This window comes from Flavobacterium buctense (genome assembly GCF_014486695.1).
Classification (GTDB): Bacteria; Bacteroidota; Bacteroidia; order Flavobacteriales; family Flavobacteriaceae; genus Flavobacterium; species Flavobacterium buctense.
Genome location: NZ_JACTAB010000008.1, coordinates 1 through 17,954, shown reverse-complemented (window position 1 = coordinate 17,954; position 17,954 = coordinate 1). Strand labels below are relative to the sequence as shown.

Genomic DNA, 17,954 nt, shown 5'->3' with positions numbered 1-17,954 from the left:
CTATTGATATTCAAATAAATATGTTCTTTTGGAGCCTGTTTTTTTCTTATTTTAGCAATCGAAACAATATTCCAAGTGAATCCTATTTTAGGAGACGAAGTGGAATAAACCCAGATAACTATGAAAAAATTTTACTTCTTATTACTGTCTCTTTTTGGAGTAATGTCGACATTAAAAGCACAAACTTCAATTCCGATTTATGACAACGTTTTGTTCTATGACGGATATGCTTCTTTGGTAAATGCACCTACTGAACCGGATGTTGTGCGATTAAGAAACGATTTGTTTACCAAAAAACTGACTACTGATATATTAGATCAAATCGGAAGTACACTTCAATTGAATGTGTTGATTACTGCGGCTTGTGATAATTATGACAGAATCGGAAATGTGAATTTGGCTTTAGTGCCAAAAGGCGCATTGACCTACAATCCTAATACAACAAGCAGAATTGAATTAGCCCGATTTATCACACCATTTATGAATAAAAATATCGAGCCAAGTTCTGTTCCTTATAATTTTTCAGTCAACAATGCGGCTAAGATTTTAAAAGATAGTTACTTAAATTCTATCTATGATTTTTGGATTGAATTAGAAGTTTTTGGAGTGCCTTATGCAGCTAACACTCAAGTAGCGGGTTGTGCCGGAAGAAATGATGTGTTTTTTGGCACATTAGAGTTTGTAACTAATGAAGATCTGACAATTCCTAACGATACTTTTGTTCTGCCATTAAACTTTAAAAAGGATTTGAATAATTATGCCGTTGGTGCATCCGATGCTATAGGAACAACAGTTAGAACCATTAATTTTAACCTTGATTCTCCAATCAACAACGCCAAATTTCACTTAATCACTTCCAATCACGGAGCCAATTCAGGTGGAGAAGAATACAACCGAAGATGGCATTATATTTATTTAAACAATAATCAGATTTTGTCATACAAACCAGGTGAATTGACTTGTGAACCCTACAGAGTTTTCAACACCCAACCTAATGGAATATATGGTTCCGTTCCAAGAACTCCGGCACAATGGCAGTCTTTCAGTAATTGGTGTCCGGGTTCTGTTATACCAATTCGTGAAATTTCCTTGGGGAATTTAAGCGCCGGACCACACTCTTTTGTGATTTCAGTGCCCGATGCTGTTTTTGTCGGAGCACAAGGATATATTCCGGTTTCATTATACTTGCAAGGGGATAACACCGTTTTGAATGTAGAAAGTTTTACACAGTTGGCGTTTGATTATTATCCTAATCCAGCCCAAAACAGCATCACTGTAAATGCCAACAGCATTTTAAATTCAATCGAATTGTATGATGTGCAAGGAAGAGTTTTGATTGCTAAGACAACTAACGAAGCTCAAGTTAACGTTGATATCTCAAATTATTCCAACGGGATCTATTTCCTGAAGGTAAATTCAGCAAATGGAGAGAAAACGAAAAAGATTGTAAAAGAGTAATTTGAACAAATAATTTACGGTAAAAGAACATTCATTTAAAGAATCTTCTTTTGCCGTTTTTTATTTTCAATCGAGAGTAGTACTTTTGCGCATGCAACACAACGTACTTATTTTAGATTTCGGTTCGCAATACACACAACTTATTGCACGCCGCGTTCGCGAATTAAACATATTCTGCGAAATATTTCCTTTCAATCATTTTCCAAATGATTTATCGTCCTATAAAGCAGTTATCCTTTCGGGTAGCCCTTATTCCGTGAGAGCCGAAGATGCTCCTCATCCTGATTTATCCCAAATTCGCGGCAAAATGCCATTATTGGCTGTTTGTTACGGTGCCCAATATTTAGCCCATTTCAACGGTGGTGAGGTGGCGCCAAGTAATATCCGTGAATACGGCAGGGCCAATTTGTCTTTCATTAAAGACGATGAAGCCTTTTTTGAGGAAGTAGCTTTAAACAGTCAGGTTTGGATGAGTCATAGCGATACTATTAAGCAAATGCCAACCAATGGGGTATTGTTAGCCAGTACTAAAGACGTAGCCAATGCTGCTTATCGCATAGAAGGAGAAAAAACTTTTGCCATTCAATTCCATCCTGAAGTATACCATTCAACTGACGGAAAGCAAATTTTAGAAAACTTCTTAGTAAAAATAGCCGAAGTGCCTCAAAATTTTACACCAAATGCTTTCGTAGAAGATTGTGTAAAAGAGTTGCAAGAGAAAGTAGGCAATGATAAAGTAGTTTTGGGACTTTCGGGCGGAGTAGATTCTACAGTAGCGGCTGTTTTATTGCACAAAGCTATTGGTAAAAACCTATACTGTATTTTCGTAAACAATGGGTTGTTGCGCAAAAATGAATTTGAAAATGTATTACACCAATATAAGGATATGGGATTAAATGTTAAAGGCGTTGATGCTTCGGAACGTTTTCTTTCAGCCTTAGAGGGCATCGAAGATCCGGAAGCCAAACGAAAAGCCATTGGTCGTGTTTTTATAGAAGTTTTTGATGATGAAGCCCATCGTATTGAAGAGGTGAAATGGTTGGCGCAAGGCACCATTTATCCTGATGTGATTGAGTCGGTTTCGGTAAAAGGACCTTCAGCTACTATAAAATCGCATCACAATGTTGGCGGTTTACCCGATTTTATGAAACTCCAAATTGTTGAACCTTTACGCATGCTTTTTAAAGATGAAGTGCGTCGCGTTGGAAAAACACTTGGAATTGATGATGAGTTATTGGGAAGACATCCTTTCCCTGGACCAGGATTGTCTATCAGAATTTTAGGAGCAATAACACCTGAAAAAGTTAGAATTTTACAAGAAGTAGATGCTGTTTTTATCAATGGATTGAAAGAACACGGTTTGTATGATAAAGTTTGGCAAGCCGGAGCTATTTTGCTGCCTGTCAATAGTGTAGGGGTAATGGGAGATGAACGTACTTATGAAAAAGTAGTAGCCCTTAGAGCAGTAGAATCAACCGACGGAATGACAGCAGATTGGGTTCATTTACCTTATGAATTTCTAATGAAAATTTCGAATGAAATCATCAATAAAGTAAAAGGAGTGAACAGAGTGGTGTATGATATAAGTTCAAAACCACCGGCAACAATAGAATGGGAATAGTTTTTGTTAACATAAAAAAGTTAATGAAAAATAGCGCAATAAACATTGCAAGTCAAAAGTTTTGTTAACTTTAACGTTAAATAAATGACCAATTTATGAAAAACCGAATTATTTTCTCACTGCTTTTTGTCTTTGGAACCGTCTTTTCTTTGATGGCAAGACAAGACAAATATGTCAAGCACACCGTTGCCAAAGGAGAAACTATCACGTTAATCGCTCAAAAATATAAAGTTACTCCTTTCGATATTTACAAACTAAATCCCGATTCTCAAAACGGTATCGAATTGAACAGCGTTTTGTTGATTCCGCCTTCATCGGCAGAACCAACAGTAATTCATCCAAAGCAAACTCAGCCTAAAGCCAATCCAAATCCAATTACTCATTTGGTACAACCAAAAGAAACTTTGTTTAGTCTTTCAAGACAATATGGGGTTTCGGTTGAAGCTATAAAAGAAGCCAACGCTGATTTTTTGAAAGAAGGTTTGAAAATAGGTCAAACTATTAAAATTCCATCTGGTGTAGTAAGTCGAGAAACTTACGAGAAACCACCTTTAGAAAAACCGGTTCCGGCTCCAAAAGAGACACCAAAAGCAGTAGTGAAAAGCGAACCAAAAGTAGAATCACCCAAAGCAAATGCTGCTTATCACATCATCGAGCCAAAGGAAACCAAATACGGTATTTCTAAAAAATACGGAATGACCATTCAAGAGTTGGAAAGACTAAATCCGGCCATTGTATCTGATTTTCCGGTGGGTTTAAAATTAGTAGTTTCCGGAAATGCACCTGCAGTAACTTCAAAGCCTATAACATCGGCTGAACCAATTAAGGATAAACCTGCAGTCGTTAATCCGAGTTCCGGTAAAAAATATTTGCAGGAATATGTGGTTAAACCTAAAGAAACCATTCAAAGCATAGCCGCCGATTTCGGAATCACAGAAACCGAATTAATTCAGTTGAATCCCGAATTAAAAAAGGGTATAAAACTCGGAATGATTTTACGTGTACCTATGGGGGAAAAAGTAAATGTCCCCAAAAAAGAACAAGGCAATTTAATGAAGAATTTAAACACTAATGCGAGGAAACAACTCGCATTACTTTTGCCTTTTAATATCACAAAAATTGAAAGCGATACAGTAAATTCTACGCAAGCTCGCTTGAAAAAAGATAAGTTTCTGAATTTGACTTTAGACTTCTATTCCGGTGCTTTAATGGCTATTGATTCCGCAAGAGTATTAGGAATGAATGTCGATATTAAAATTTTAGATTCTCAAGAAACCAAGAATACTTCTAACGTAGCGACCTTGGTTCAACAAAATAATTTGGGCAGTATGGACGCCATTATCGGACCGTTTTATCAGTCTAATGTTGAGAAATTGGCTGAATTGGTAGAGCCAACCAAAACACCAATTATTTCTCCGCTTTCTAAGGAAGTTGGAAAAAAGTTTGCAAATATGTATCAATCCATGCCGTCTCTAGAGCAAATGCGTGGATCGATTTTTGAATTTATGAAAGCCAAAGGAGGCAATGTTATTGCAGTAGTTGATAACAAAAAAGGAAGTGTAAAACAGTATATTCAGGAAATGCAAAGTGAGACAAAAATTGTCGGGATGACTGCCAAAGGTTCTTTTATAAGTGACAGTTTGAGAGTTCATTTGCAAAAGGACAAAATGAATTATGTTTTATTAGCTTCCGAAAGTACCGGAATGATTTTGGCCACCACCAATGCTATGTTAGCAGCCCAAAAAGAATATCAGTTGCAATTGGTTATCATGGAACCTAATGAAACTTTAGATTTCGAAGAGATATCTATGACCCGTTTAACCAAATTAAAATTACTGTATCCATCATTGTCAAGGCCAAATGAAACGATAGAAGCCAATCAATTTGATGCTAAATACAAAAAGCTTAATAAAATTATTCCAAATCAATACGCCATAAGAGGTTTTGATTTGACTTTTGACGTTTTACTTCGCTTATCCCAAGAAAAAACTTTCGAAGAAACCATTCAAACCGATGCTTCTGAGCAAATAGAAAACAAATTTGATTACACTCAAAATTCAACTTACGGTTATTCTAATAATGGCATTTACATTTTGTATTACGACACCGATTTAACCATCAAAGAAGCTTTATAATGCCTACATCCAAAGTTACTTATTTAGGAGATTTAAGAACGTCTTCCATTCACTTACAATCCGGAAGCGAAATCATTTCCGATGCACCTTTGGACAATAACGGCAAAGGAGAAGCCTTTTCACCAACGGATACCGTGGCCAATGGTTTAGCAAGTTGTATGTTTACTGTTATGGGAATCAAAGCGCGCGAAATGGGGGTGGATTTTTCAGGCTCAACTGCAGTAGTAACCAAGGTTATGGCAGCCGATCCAAGACGAATTTCCGAAATTCATGTGACTTTCGAAATGAAGGCAGAAGCCGATGAGAAAACCAAAATCATTTTGGAAAGAACCGCTTTAACTTGTCCGGTGCATTTCAGCTTGCATCCCGATATCAAAAGAGAAATTGTTTTTAATTGGAAGTAATTTTGAACGACCAACAACAACTCCTCATCAAACTCGCACACACCAAAATGCCGTTCGGTAAATATGAAGGCTATTATCTGATAGATTTGCCTGAATATTATGTGGTTTGGTATTCTCAAAAAGGTTTCCCTAAAGGACAACTCGGCGAACAACTCCAACTCGTTTATGAACTAAAATTAAACGGTTTGGAGGAATTAGTACGCAATATCAAAAAGCAATATCCGAAGAAAGATTATTAGATTATTAGATTTTTAGATTGTTGGATTTTTGAACCTTTTTTTTTCTAACAATCTAGTAATCTAACAATCCAATAATCCATTTTAAATTCTTATTTTTGCCTCGTTTTTTACAGCAACAACACAACAACATAATTTACAATGAACCAAACACAAACAAAATACATTTTTGTTACCGGTGGTGTGACATCTTCTTTAGGGAAGGGAATCATCGCAGCTTCTTTAGCCAAGTTACTACAGGCTAGAGGGTATCGAACGACCATACAAAAGTTTGATCCTTACATCAATGTTGATCCCGGAACTTTAAATCCTTACGAGCACGGAGAATGTTTCGTTACGGATGATGGTGCGGAAACCGATTTGGATTTAGGCCATTACGAGCGTTTCTTAAACGTTCCCACTTCGCAAGCTAATAACGTAACTACCGGAAGAGTTTATCTTTCTGTAATTGAAAAGGAGCGAAGAGGTGAGTTTTTAGGAAAAACAGTTCAGGTGGTTCCTCATATAACTAACGAGATTAAAGACCGCATGCAATTGTTAGGTCAATCAGGCGATTTCGACATCGTAATTACAGAAATCGGCGGAACGGTCGGCGATATCGAATCGTTGCCTTATATCGAGTCTGTACGTCAATTGGTTTGGGAATTAGGTGAATCTAATTCATTAGTAATTCACTTGACCTTAGTGCCTTATTTAGCGGCAGCAGGAGAATTAAAAACAAAACCAACCCAACACTCGGTTAAAACCTTGATGGAAAGCGGAATCAAAGCCGACATCTTAGTGTGCAGAACCGAACACGAATTGTCAGACGAATTGCGTCAAAAGTTAGCCTTATTCTGCAACGTAAAACGCGAAGCTGTTATTCAATCTATAGATGCTTCAACGATTTATGAAGTGCCTAATTTGATGTTGGAAGAAGGTTTGGATATTGTTGCTTTAAAGAAATTAAACTTACCCAAAAAAGCCGCACCGGATTTAAAAAACTGGAACACTTTTTTACACCGATTAAAACACCCAAAACAAACGGTTAATGTTGGTTTGGTTGGAAAATATGTTGAATTACAAGATTCGTACAAATCGATTTTAGAAGCCTTTATTCATGCCGGAGCAGCCAATCAGACCAAAGTAAATGTAATCTGTATTCACTCGGAATATCTTGATGAAAACTCTGCAGCAGAACAATTACAAGGATTAGACGGAATTTTGGTGGCGCCCGGTTTTGGCGGTCGAGGAATAGAAGGAAAAATTGATACGGTTCGTTATGCCCGTGAAAATAACATTCCGTTTTTCGGAATTTGTTTGGGAATGCAAATGGCAGTTATTGAGTATTCCAGAAATATCCTCGGATTGAAAGAAGCCAATTCAACAGAAATGAACGAGGAAACCAAACATCCGGTAATCTCTATCATGGAAGAACAAAAAACCATCACCGATAAAGGAGGAACTATGCGATTAGGTGCATGGAAATGTGATATTAAAGAAGGAAGTTTGGCTTATGAAATTTACGGGAAAAGTCAAATTCAAGAACGTCATCGCCACCGTTACGAGTTCAATAATGACTATAGAAAACAACTCGAAGCTGCAGGTTTAACAGCTTCAGGAGTCAATCCTGATACCGGTTTGGTAGAAATCATTGAAATCAAGAATCATCCTTTTTTCATCGGTGTTCAATACCATCCGGAATATAAGAGTACTGTTGCCAATCCACACCCAATTTTTGTTAGCTTTGTGGCCGCAATGGTAAAACATAAAAAATAAAGTTGTAACAAATAATCCCTTGTTGCTTCTTATGACAAATAATTAAAAAATGGAACAAAAGAAATTTGATTTTAATTCGATTATCGGTTTTGCTTTAATCTTTGTTATTATCCTTTGGATGATGTACAACAACAGACAAGAGGAAGTAAAAGATCAGGCCAAAGCCAAAACAGAAAAAGCGGCAGAAAATAAAGCTAAAGCAGAAACAACTAAAGAAGTTCCTCAAACAATAGCAGATACTTCGGTTGCCGATTCGGTTAAAATTCAAAAACTTCAAGGCACTTTAGGGAGCTTTGCTTACTCAGCAACATTGCCTTCAGCAAAAGAAAATTTTACTACCATCGAAAATGACTTAATGGTTCTGAAAATCGCCAACAAAGGAGGTTACATTGCTGAAGCGACGCTTAAAAACTACAAAAAATTTGATAAAAATTCTAAGGAGTTGGTAACGTTAATCAAAAATAACAACGCTAATTTCAACTTGCAGTTAATGACCAAAGACAACCGAGTGTTGAATACCAAAGATTTGTTCTTTGAGCCAACATTGACAAGTGTCGACGGAAATCAAGTGCTTTCGATGAAATTGAAATCAAGTGCCAATGCCTTTTTGGAATACAAATACGTATTGAAACCAAAAGAGTACATGCTTGATTTTGACATTCGTTCACAAGGCTTGAATACCGCTTTGAACACTTCAAAACCGGTCGATTTTCAATGGGACATGAAAGCCTATAGAAACGAGAAAAGTATAGCTTATGAAAACCGTTATGCGGAAATCGTATTTGAATATGAAGACGGAAAAGACGATTATGTAAGCCAAGGAAAAGACCAAGAAGAAGCACCTGAAAAGGTTACTTATATTGCCTATAAGCAGCACTTTTTCTCCTCTATTTTGTTGACAAAAACTCCTTTTTCCAATGCTAAATTGAAATCGAACGATTTAGTAAATGATGAAAATATTGATACCACTTTTACAAAAGAATTTAAAACCAATTCGGCTTTAGCCTATGCTAACGGCGAATTGGATTATAAAATGAATTGGTATTACGGTCCGTCTGATTACACAATATTGAATGATTATGATAGAAACTTAGACGAAATTATTCCTTTAGGTTGGGGTATTTTTGGTTGGATTAACAAATTTATATTTGTACCGCTATTCGGATTCTTGAGTACGTTTATGGGATTAGGAATTGCGATTATCGTGTTTACCATTTTAATCAAAATAGCGATGTCGCCTATTACTTTCAAATCATTCTTATCACAAGCTAAGATGAAAGTATTGCGTCCTGAAATCATGGAAATTGGAGAAAAATTTAAAAAAGATCCAATGAAAAAGCAACAGGAAACGATGAAGTTGTACAATAAAGCGGGTGTAAATCCAATGGCTGGTTGTATTCCGGCGCTGATTCAAATTCCGTTTATGTATGCTTCGTTCCAATTCTTCCCATCGGCGATTGAGTTGAGACAAAAAGGATTTCTTTGGGCAGATGATTTATCTTCATTTGACGAAATAGTTAAATTGCCTTTTTACATTCCGGTTTACGGTGATCACATCAGTTTGTTTCCAATCTTGGCGTCTATTGCTATTTTCTTCTACATGAAAATGACTTCGGGTGATCAAATGATGGCACAACCACCACAAGACGGAATGCCGGACATGGGTAAAATTATGAAAATCATGATTTATTTATCACCGGTAATGATGTTGTTGTTCTTTAATAATTACGGTTCAGGTTTGAGTTTGTATAACTTTATATCTAACTTGATTACCATCGGAATTATGTTGGTGATTAAAAAATACTTTATCAACAGCGATAAAATCCATGCTCAAATTCAGGAAAACAAAGCCAAACCAAAAACAGAAGGCAAGTTCCAAAGAAAAATGCGTGAAATGATGGAACAAGCGGAAGAGCAGAAAAAGCTTCAAAACAAAAAGAAATAATTTCCGAATCATAAATTTTCAAAACTCTGTTTAAAAATATACCTTTAAACAGAGTTTTTTATTTTTTAGCTATGAAGGTACTAATTATCGGTTACGGCAATATGGGAAAAACCTATGCCAATAGTTTTATAAGTTCGAGATTTATCAAACCGGAAGACATTTTTGTTTTGGTAAGAAATGATCATCATGCAATAAGTGATAATGGAATTCCGAAAAGTAATTTCTCAGCAAAAGCGGGAAATGAAATAAGCGATTTCGATATCGTGATTCTGGCAGTAAAACCTCAGGATTTTAACATTTTGGCCCATGCTGTAAAGTCCTTTTTAACCAATACTCAAATCATTTTTTCGGTCATGGCCGGAATTACTTTGGCTACTATAGAAAAGCAATTGTCTTGTTCCAAAATTGTCCGTTCGATGCCCAATATTCCAACGCAAATCGGAATGGGAATGACCGTTTTTACGGCTTCTTCGAATGTGGATAGAAAAGAATTGTTTATCATCCAAAACCTTATCAATACCACGGGAAAATCAGTTTATGTAGAAAATGAAAAGCTTATAGATGCAGCGACAGCAATATCAGGAAGCGGACCGGCGTATGTTTTCTATTTTATGCAGTCGATGATACAAGCTGCAGTAGATTTAGGCTTTAACGAATCTGAAGCAGAATTGTTGGTCAACCAAACTTTTATGGGTTCAGTAGCCATTCAAAACAGCTATTCTTTATCCAATCAAGAGTGGATAGCCAAAGTGGCTTCAAAAGGAGGAACAACTGAAAGCGCATTGCGGGTTTTTGAAAAAGAAGCCCTAGAAAAGACTATAGTCGATGCTGTAAAAGCAGCAAACGATAGGGCATTAGAATTAGGGACATAAAAAAAGCGCAGTGTGAACTGCGCTTCTCTTTTTCATAGCAAATTGTAAATTATAACGTTGGTAATAATACGTTGTTGATAACATGAATTACTCCATTTGAACCTTGAACATCTACAGCCACAATACCGGTTTGTCTGTTTGCTTCATCAGTAATTGTAGTTCCTGAAATGGTGAATGTTCCCGTTTCCAATGTTGTGATAGGGGTTGTTGGAATTCCAGTTGATAGCACATTTGCACCTCCTACAACATGATATGTTAATACGGAAGTAACTTGCGCTGACGTTAAGCTTGCCAATACTCCTGGATTTTGTGATTCAAAAGTAGTAAATGCGGTATTGGATGGAGCGAATACAGTGAATGGCGAACCGGCTGTACCACTTAATGTTGGTACCAAACCAGCACCACTAACTAAACCAACTAAAGTAGTAAAGTTAGGATTAGCTATTGCATGATTAACAACAGTTGGCAAACCAATCACATTGTCAACAACATGAATTACTCCGTTTGATGCTTCGATGTCAGCAGTTACAACAGTTGCGCCACTATTAGTAGCACCACCATTTAATTTCACTGTTGAACCAACTTCGATGAACATACTTAAAGTATTAGTACTTGAAGCTCCACCTTTGGCTAAAGTTTTTACATAACCTGTGGTCAATTCGTTACTGTAAAATGAACCTGAAACAACATGGTTTTTTAGAACTTCTGTCAATAATGGTAGAGGTACTGCATTTACATCAGCAAAACCATTGGCTGTAAAGAATGCTTGAAATTTGTCGTTGGTTGGAGCAAATACTGTGAAATCTCCTGGGCTATCAAAAGTAGAAACCAAACCGGCTCTGCTTAGCGCTTGGACCAATATACTTAGGTTAGGATTCGCAGAGGCAATCTCTGCAATAGTTTGAGGTTGATTTGAATTGTTGTCATCATCGCTACAAGACATAGCTAATAAAGAAAACAAGGTGATTCCGAATAATTTAGTTAGATTTTTCATTTTATTTTTTTTGTTTAATGTTTCGGCTAAATTATGAAACATTGTTTAACAAAAATCAATAAAGAATAAACAAAACAATCATTTATAAATACTTTAACAGTTTTGTTTAAGTTGTATAAATAACAATAAAACAGTGTATTAACGAATTAATAAGTGTTTTTCACTAGTTTAGTAATAGCTATTTATTTAACAAAAGTTAAACAAAATTGATTGTTGATTTTTAGATTATTTTAACAATCTAGACTATAATAAAAATATGTATTACGCGTTTACATAATAACTTTAAATTTGTAGCTTAGATTTTATACCAATTAACAACAAACTTATGAAATACATTTTTCTTTTTTTATTCCAAACGGTTGTTCTTTTCGCGCAAGACTTTAATAAATTAGATGAGAGTGGCAAGAAGCATGGACTATGGAAAGGCTTTTATGAAGAGTCAAAACGGCCAAGATATGAAGGGGTTTTCGACCATGGAAAAGAAGTTGGGCTATTTAAATTTTTTGACGATACCAGAGCCGGAACCGTTATTGCTACTAGAGATTTCAATGCTAATGACAATTCGTGTTACACCATTTTTTATAATCAAAGAGGAAGCAAAGTAAGTGAAGGGAAAGTGGTCAACAAACAGTTTGAAGGAGAATGGAAATATTATCATTTTGATTCTCCACAAATAATGACTTTAGAATACTATGTAAATGGTAAATTAAATGGCGTTAGAAAAGTATACTACAAAAGCGGACAAATTGCTGAAGAAACAACTTATGTAAACGGAGTCAAAGAGGGATTGTATAAGAGTTATGCTGAAAATAGTGTTGTAATTGAAGAAAGCAATTATAAAAACGATCAGTTAGAAGGTTTAGCCACTTACAGAGATGCAACCAATAAATTATCCGGACAGGGTTCTTATAAAAAAGGAAAGAAAGTAGGGATTTGGAAAGTTATTGAAAAAGGGAAGTTAAAAGAAGTTAATATGAACTACGAAAATAAGAACTTCAAAAGACCCAAAATGCCTAAGCAACCTACAGAATAAATCTTTGACTTCTACAGATGAGATAAATTTTGATTACCACCTCATTGTTTTAACTGATGTCTGAAGGTAATTTTTTTCGGATTTTGAGTTAACTTTGCATCAAATTTTTTTGCCAAACTATAATGAAAAGAGTTGTTGTCGGGCTTTCCGGAGGTGTTGATTCCAGTGTTGCTGCTTACTTGTTAAAAGAACAAGGCTATGAAGTCATTGGGCTTTTTATGAAGAATTGGCATGATGATTCAGTAACCATTTCCAACGAATGTCCATGGCTTGAAGACAGTAACGATGCACTACTTGTGGCTGAAAAATTGGGAATTCCTTTCCAAACCGTTGATTTAAGCGAGCAATACAAAGAAAAAATCGTGGACTACATGTTTAACGAATACAAACAAGGGAGAACGCCAAATCCTGATGTCTTGTGCAATCGTGAAATCAAGTTTGATGTTTTTATGAAAATCGCTTTAAGTCTGGGAGCCGATTATGTGGCCACCGGTCATTATTGTCGTAAAGGCACAATCGAAAAAGACGGAAAAGAAATTTTTCAATTATTAGCCGGAATAGACGGCAACAAAGACCAATCTTATTTTCTTTGTCAGTTGTCTCAAGAACAATTAGCAAAATCTTTATTTCCGATTGGAGAGTTAACCAAACCTGAAGTTCGTGAAATTGCTATGCAATTAGATTTAGTTACAGCCGAAAAGAAAGATTCACAAGGTTTGTGTTTTATCGGAAAAGTACGTTTGCCCGAATTTTTACAACAACAATTACAACCCAAAGAAGGCTTGATTTATGAAATTGATGCCAATGATAAAGTCTATAATCAAGAAATCCCGTCTTTCAATTCATTAGAAGAACAACTATCGTTTGAAGCCCAAGGTATGTCCTATACATCAGAAAACGGAAAAGTGGTAGGCAAACACCAAGGTGCTCATTATTTTACTATCGGACAGAGAAAAGGACTTAATGTTGGCGGCACCAAAGAAGCGCTTTTTATCATCGCGACCGATGTTAAAACCAATGCCATTTACACCGGGCAAGGAGCTATTCATCCCGGGTTGTTTAAAAAAACTTTACGCGTTCAGCCTTCTGAAATTCATTGGATACGAGAAGATTTGGCTTTAAAAAATGGAGAAACCATGGAAGTTATGGCTAGAATCCGTTACCGTCAAGCCTTGCAAAAAGCGACATTGTATCAATTTGAAAGTGGTTTGTATGTTTCTTTCGCCGAGCCGCAATCGGCAATAACTGAAGGTCAGTTTGTTGCCTGGAATATTGGAGATGAATTAGTTGGTTCAGGAGTAATTTCATAAATTAGCGTTTTGCAAAAGTTAAGACGATGAAAAATCTATTAATTATTACCGTTTTACTGTCCGGTTTGTTTGGATACACTCAAGAAGATGCTTGGGTTTATTTTAATGACAAACCAAATGCACAAATATTTCTAAATAATCCATTGTCCATGCTAACTCAAAGAGCATTAGACAGAAGAGCAGCACAAGGTATAGCTTTAACTGTAAGCGATGCTCCGATTGAGCAATCCTATATTGACCAAATTACAGCAGCCGAAGGAATTGAAGTTAAAGCCCAATCCAAATGGATGAATTGTCTACACATTCGCGGTAGCTTAACAGATATTGAAGCTTTAGCTAACTTAACTTTTGTCAATCACATTCGTTATGCTGATCATTCTTTAAATGCTAAAATGCCTCAAACGGCAACGATAAGTCCGGTAAATAAGCAATTGGATACGCAGGAAATTTTTACTTACGGCAATTCTTTGAACCAAGTTTCGATGCTTAATGCACATTTGTTGCACCAACAAGACTTTACGGGTTCAGGTAAAATAATCGCGGTTATGGATTCAGGTTTTTCAGCCGTAAATACCATTATCCCATTTAATAGAATGTTTAATAACGGTTTGTATTTGGGTGGATATAATTATGTAGGTGGCAATAATGATGTTTTTTCAACTCACAATCACGGAACGTTGGTGTTGTCATGTATGTCGGGCTATGTAGATGGACAGTTGGTTGGAACAGCTCCGGATGCACAATATTATTTATACATCACCGAAGATATTTCGAGTGAAAATCCGGTAGAAGAAAGTTACTGGGTTCAAGCAGCGGAAGAAGCGGACAGGGTTGGAGCAGATGTAATTTCGACTTCATTGGGTTATTTTGGTTATGACAATCCAAATTACAGTTATGCTTATTCCGATATGACAGGTGATAAAGCTTTTGCCTCACAAGGAGCAAATATTGCTTTCAGCAAAGGGATGATTGTATTGGCTAGTGCCGGAAATTCAGGGAATTCAGCAAGTCCTTTTATAGGTGTTCCTGCTGAAGCTACTAATGTTTTGGCAGTTGGAGCCGTTCAATTCGATGAAGTTTATGCTAATTTTAGTTCCATAGGGCCAAGTTTTGACGGAAGAATAAAACCCGATGTGATGGCTAAAGGGCAAAGTACCACTTTGTCTAATACAGCCGGAAATATCGTAACAGCAAGCGGGACTTCTTTTTCTTGTCCGGTTATGGCAGGTGCTGTTGCTAGTTTTTGGCAAGCTGTTCCATGGGCTTCTAACCAGCAAGTAGTTGATTTTGTAAAACAATCAGCCGATAGATTTTTGAATCCAACGGACCAATATGGTTATGGTATTCCTGATCTTCAATTGGCTTTAAACATGGCGCTTCTTTCCGTTAGTGATAATAGGAATTCCAAATTTTTAGTATATCCGAATCCGGTTAATGATGTAGTTTCAATTTCATTTCCAAATGGTTTTGAAGTGGCAAAAATGACTTTATTTAATAATTTGGGCCAAATAGTATCAGAGAAAAAAATCACTTCTAATCAACCATTTTCTATCGAAAATTTGTCTTCCGGTATGTATTACTATAAAATTAGGAGTAACACTTTGGAACAATCCGGAAAGATTATCAAGAATTAATTCTCAAGCATTTCAGTTTAAATGAATAAGATTACCCAACTTTTTAACATTCAATATCCAATTGTGCAAGGAGGTATGATTTGGAATAGCGGTTATAAATTAGCAAGTGCCGTTAGTAATGCCGGAGGATTGGGGTTAATTGGTGCCGGTTCTATGTATCCTGATGTATTAAGAGAACACATTCAAAAATGCAAAGTAGCTACAGACAAACCTTTTGGCGTGAATGTACCAATGTTGTATCCCAATATTGAAGAAATTATTCAGATTATAATAGAAGAAGGTGTGAAAATTGTTTTTACATCTGCCGGTAATCCAAAAACTTGGACAAGTCACCTAAAAGAGAATGGAATTACTGTAGTTCATGTAGTGAGTAGTTCAAAGTTTGCATTAAAAGCACAAGAAGCCGGAGTTGATGCAGTTGTAGCCGAAGGTTTCGAAGCCGGAGGTCATAATGGAAGAGAAGAAACTACTACATTAACATTGATTCCGATGGTCAAAGAGCAAATTGCTATTCCTTTGATTGCTGCCGGAGGTATTGCAACTGGTAGAGGCATGTTGGCTGCGATGGTTTTGGGTGCTGATGGAGTGCAAATAGGTTCTCGTTTTGCTGCTTCATTTGAAAGTTCTGCTCATGACAATTTCAAAAACACTATAATTCATACAAAAGAAGGTGATACGCAATTGACTTTAAAAGAATTAGCGCCGGTTCGTTTGATAAAAAATAAGTTTTATAACGATCTCCAAGAATTGTATTCAAAATGTCCAACTCCAGAAGAATTGAAAATATTTTTAGGTAGAGCCAGGGCCAAACGAGGTATGTTTGAAGGAGATTTAGAGGAAGGTGAATTAGAGATAGGTCAAATTGCCGGTTTGATTCATGAAATTAAATCTGTTGAAAATATTATAACGGAAATCATTTCTGAATTTGAATCGGTAATGCTAGAACTACAGCGACCAATTTTTTAACCACTTTAGTTTTATATTTTATTGTTAATGGGTTTGGGTTTAGGCGCAAACTTGTTAACAATTTTTATTTTTTATAACAATGTTATTAATCTTAACAACTTCTTTTTTTTACTTTTTATTATTGTAAATATCACTATATGAGTTATATATGTATATAATACGATGTTAAGAAGTTGTTAATAATGTTGATTATTTTGTTTATAACATTTTGATAAGTCAAAAATTGCCGCAGAATTTATAAGTAATATAGTGGTGGTAATTTTACTTTGACTAATAGTACAAATTCAAATCTGAATCGTTTGTTTTTTTTGTTGAAGTTTTATTGTCACGCTATGAAAAGGGCTGATGTTGTAAGGATTTAAATGGTATTAAATAGAACTGCTTATGAGAATAACTACTCTCTCCAAAAATTACTTTTTTTATTGTGTTTTGATACTGACACTATTTGGACAGAATGGTTTTGTATATTCTCAATGTCCAACTATAACAAACGTTTCGCAATCTTTTTGCGATACACAATCACCTACAATAGCTAGTTTACAGGCCACGGATAATGGTGGTGGTATTAAATGGTACGCTACAGCATCTTCCAATACACAGCTTACAAATTCAACAGTGTTAGTTAATGGTGAGGATTATTTTGCAGATGACAATACTGGGAATTGTGGTGTAAGACAAAGTGTTACTGTTACTATATATTCTGCGCCAACCGGAGCAAATTTTCAAGGGGTTTGTGTGACGAGTTTAAGTCAGGCAACGCCATCTAATCCGCAATTCGTGATAAATGGGAATAATTTGCAATGGTATACATCACCCACAGGAGGGACGGCTATTTCGAGTTCCACTATTCTAAATGACAATACTATTTACTATATAAGTCAAACTAACCCAGATACAGGTTGTCAGACTTCAAGACTATCTGTTTTTGTTAATGTTGGATTAGTTCCTCCGCCTACTGGAAGTATTGTGCAGGAGTTTTGTAATATTCCAGGTAGCCCGCCAACAGTTGCCGATTTGGTTGCTTCGGGTAATAACAATTGGTATTTGACTTCTGCTTTTGGAATCCCTTTAGACGATAGTACACCATTGGTTAACGGACAGTTTTATTACGCCACAACAGTTGATCCGCCATGTGAAAGCAGCGATAGGCTCGAGGTATTAGTAAATATTTATGAACCAAATGATGCCGGTAATAATGGAAGTAGAAGTATATGTGTTAATGAGATAGCAACAACAATTCCGTTTAATTTATTTGATTTATTGGGCGGCTCTCCAGATGGAGCTGGAGTTTGGAGTGGTCCAATAACTACAACAAACGGTTCACAAGGCACTTTAGATGTTACTACAATGACTCTTGCAGGAAGTCCATATGTTTTTACTTATACTGCTTCTTCCGCTTTGTGTGCTCCTGATACATCAACGGTTACCATCACAATATTGCCATTGCCAACAGCAATCTTATCAGTAAATCCAACCACATCATGTTCAGGAAGTAGTGTAACTTTTACTTTTACAGGCACACCAAATGCGACTGTAACTTATAACATCAATGGCGGAGCAAACCAAACCATAGTTTTAAACGCAGGCG

14 protein-coding genes are annotated in these 17,954 nt (G+C 36.1%); 13 read left to right on the top strand and 1 reads right to left on the bottom strand.

What is annotated here, in order from left to right; all coding sequences use genetic code 11:
* Positions 1 to 120: 120 nt before the first annotated feature.
* The 8 genes from ICG50_RS11285 to proC all read left to right on the top strand — a co-directional run bounded on the left by ICG50_RS11285 (position 121) and on the right by proC (position 10,429).
* Positions 121 to 1,458, top strand: coding sequence for a peptide-N-glycosidase F-related protein (locus ICG50_RS11285; RefSeq protein ID WP_187661027.1), 1,338 nt, complete (start codon positions 121 to 123; stop codon positions 1,456 to 1,458).
* A gap of 91 nt (positions 1,459 to 1,549) precedes the next feature.
* On the top strand, positions 1,550 to 3,079 hold the full coding sequence (gene guaA, locus ICG50_RS11280; protein WP_187661026.1) for a glutamine-hydrolyzing GMP synthase: 1,530 nt from the start codon (positions 1,550 to 1,552) through the stop codon (positions 3,077 to 3,079).
* Positions 3,080 to 3,174: 95 nt separating this feature from the next.
* Positions 3,175 to 5,214: a LysM peptidoglycan-binding domain-containing protein gene (locus tag ICG50_RS11275; protein ID WP_246448743.1), complete on the top strand. Its 2,040-nt coding sequence runs from the start codon at positions 3,175 to 3,177 to the stop codon at positions 5,212 to 5,214.
* Positions 5,214 to 5,618 carry an OsmC family protein gene (locus ICG50_RS11270; protein ID WP_187661025.1) on the top strand — a complete coding sequence of 135 codons (405 nt, stop codon included), beginning with the start codon at positions 5,214 to 5,216 and terminating at the stop codon, positions 5,616 to 5,618. Before ICG50_RS11275 ends, ICG50_RS11270 begins: the two co-directional genes overlap by 1 nt.
* Positions 5,609 to 5,857 carry a DUF3820 family protein gene (locus ICG50_RS11265; protein ID WP_379761754.1) on the top strand — a complete coding sequence of 83 codons (249 nt, stop codon included), beginning with the start codon at positions 5,609 to 5,611 and terminating at the stop codon, positions 5,855 to 5,857. Before ICG50_RS11270 ends, ICG50_RS11265 begins: the two co-directional genes overlap by 10 nt.
* Before the next feature lie 138 nt (positions 5,858 to 5,995).
* Positions 5,996 to 7,612 (top strand): CTP synthase, encoded by a 1,617-nt coding sequence (gene pyrG, locus ICG50_RS11260; RefSeq protein WP_187661024.1) that lies wholly within the window; start codon positions 5,996 to 5,998, stop codon positions 7,610 to 7,612.
* A gap of 49 nt (positions 7,613 to 7,661) precedes the next feature.
* Positions 7,662 to 9,557: a membrane protein insertase YidC gene (gene yidC / locus ICG50_RS11255; protein ID WP_187661023.1), complete on the top strand. Its 1,896-nt coding sequence runs from the start codon at positions 7,662 to 7,664 to the stop codon at positions 9,555 to 9,557.
* Between the two features lie 71 nt (positions 9,558 to 9,628).
* Entirely contained in the window at positions 9,629 to 10,429 is an 801-nt protein-coding gene (gene proC / locus ICG50_RS11250) for a pyrroline-5-carboxylate reductase (protein WP_187661022.1), read from the top strand.
* A gap of 49 nt (positions 10,430 to 10,478) precedes the next feature.
* Here the strand turns inward: proC and ICG50_RS11245 are convergent, their stop codons facing one another.
* Positions 10,479 to 11,423, bottom strand: coding sequence for a fasciclin domain-containing protein (locus tag ICG50_RS11245; RefSeq protein ID WP_187661021.1), 945 nt, complete (start codon positions 11,421 to 11,423; stop codon positions 10,479 to 10,481).
* A 325-nt stretch (positions 11,424 to 11,748) separates the two neighbouring features.
* On the opposite strand from ICG50_RS11245, the gene ICG50_RS11240 reads away from it, so the two are divergent.
* From ICG50_RS11240 to ICG50_RS11220, 5 genes are all read left to right on the top strand, one after another.
* Positions 11,749 to 12,456, top strand: a complete 708-nt coding sequence (locus tag ICG50_RS11240) for a toxin-antitoxin system YwqK family antitoxin (protein ID WP_187661020.1) — start codon at positions 11,749 to 11,751, stop codon at positions 12,454 to 12,456.
* Positions 12,457 to 12,578: 122 nt separating this feature from the next.
* Positions 12,579 to 13,766 (top strand): tRNA 2-thiouridine(34) synthase MnmA, encoded by a 1,188-nt coding sequence (gene mnmA, locus ICG50_RS11235; RefSeq protein ID WP_187661019.1) that lies wholly within the window; start codon positions 12,579 to 12,581, stop codon positions 13,764 to 13,766.
* 26 nt (positions 13,767 to 13,792) lie between these two features.
* A complete protein-coding gene (locus ICG50_RS11230; protein ID WP_187661018.1) occupies positions 13,793 to 15,400 on the top strand; it encodes a S8 family serine peptidase in 1,608 nt (535 codons plus the stop codon).
* Positions 15,401 to 15,421: 21 nt separating this feature from the next.
* Positions 15,422 to 16,366 (top strand): NAD(P)H-dependent flavin oxidoreductase, encoded by a 945-nt coding sequence (locus ICG50_RS11225; protein WP_187661017.1) that lies wholly within the window; start codon positions 15,422 to 15,424, stop codon positions 16,364 to 16,366.
* A gap of 384 nt (positions 16,367 to 16,750) precedes the next feature.
* Positions 16,751 to 17,954, top strand: a 1,204-nt coding sequence (locus ICG50_RS11220) for an Ig-like domain-containing protein (RefSeq protein WP_187661016.1), incomplete at its 3' end; no start/stop codon positions are given.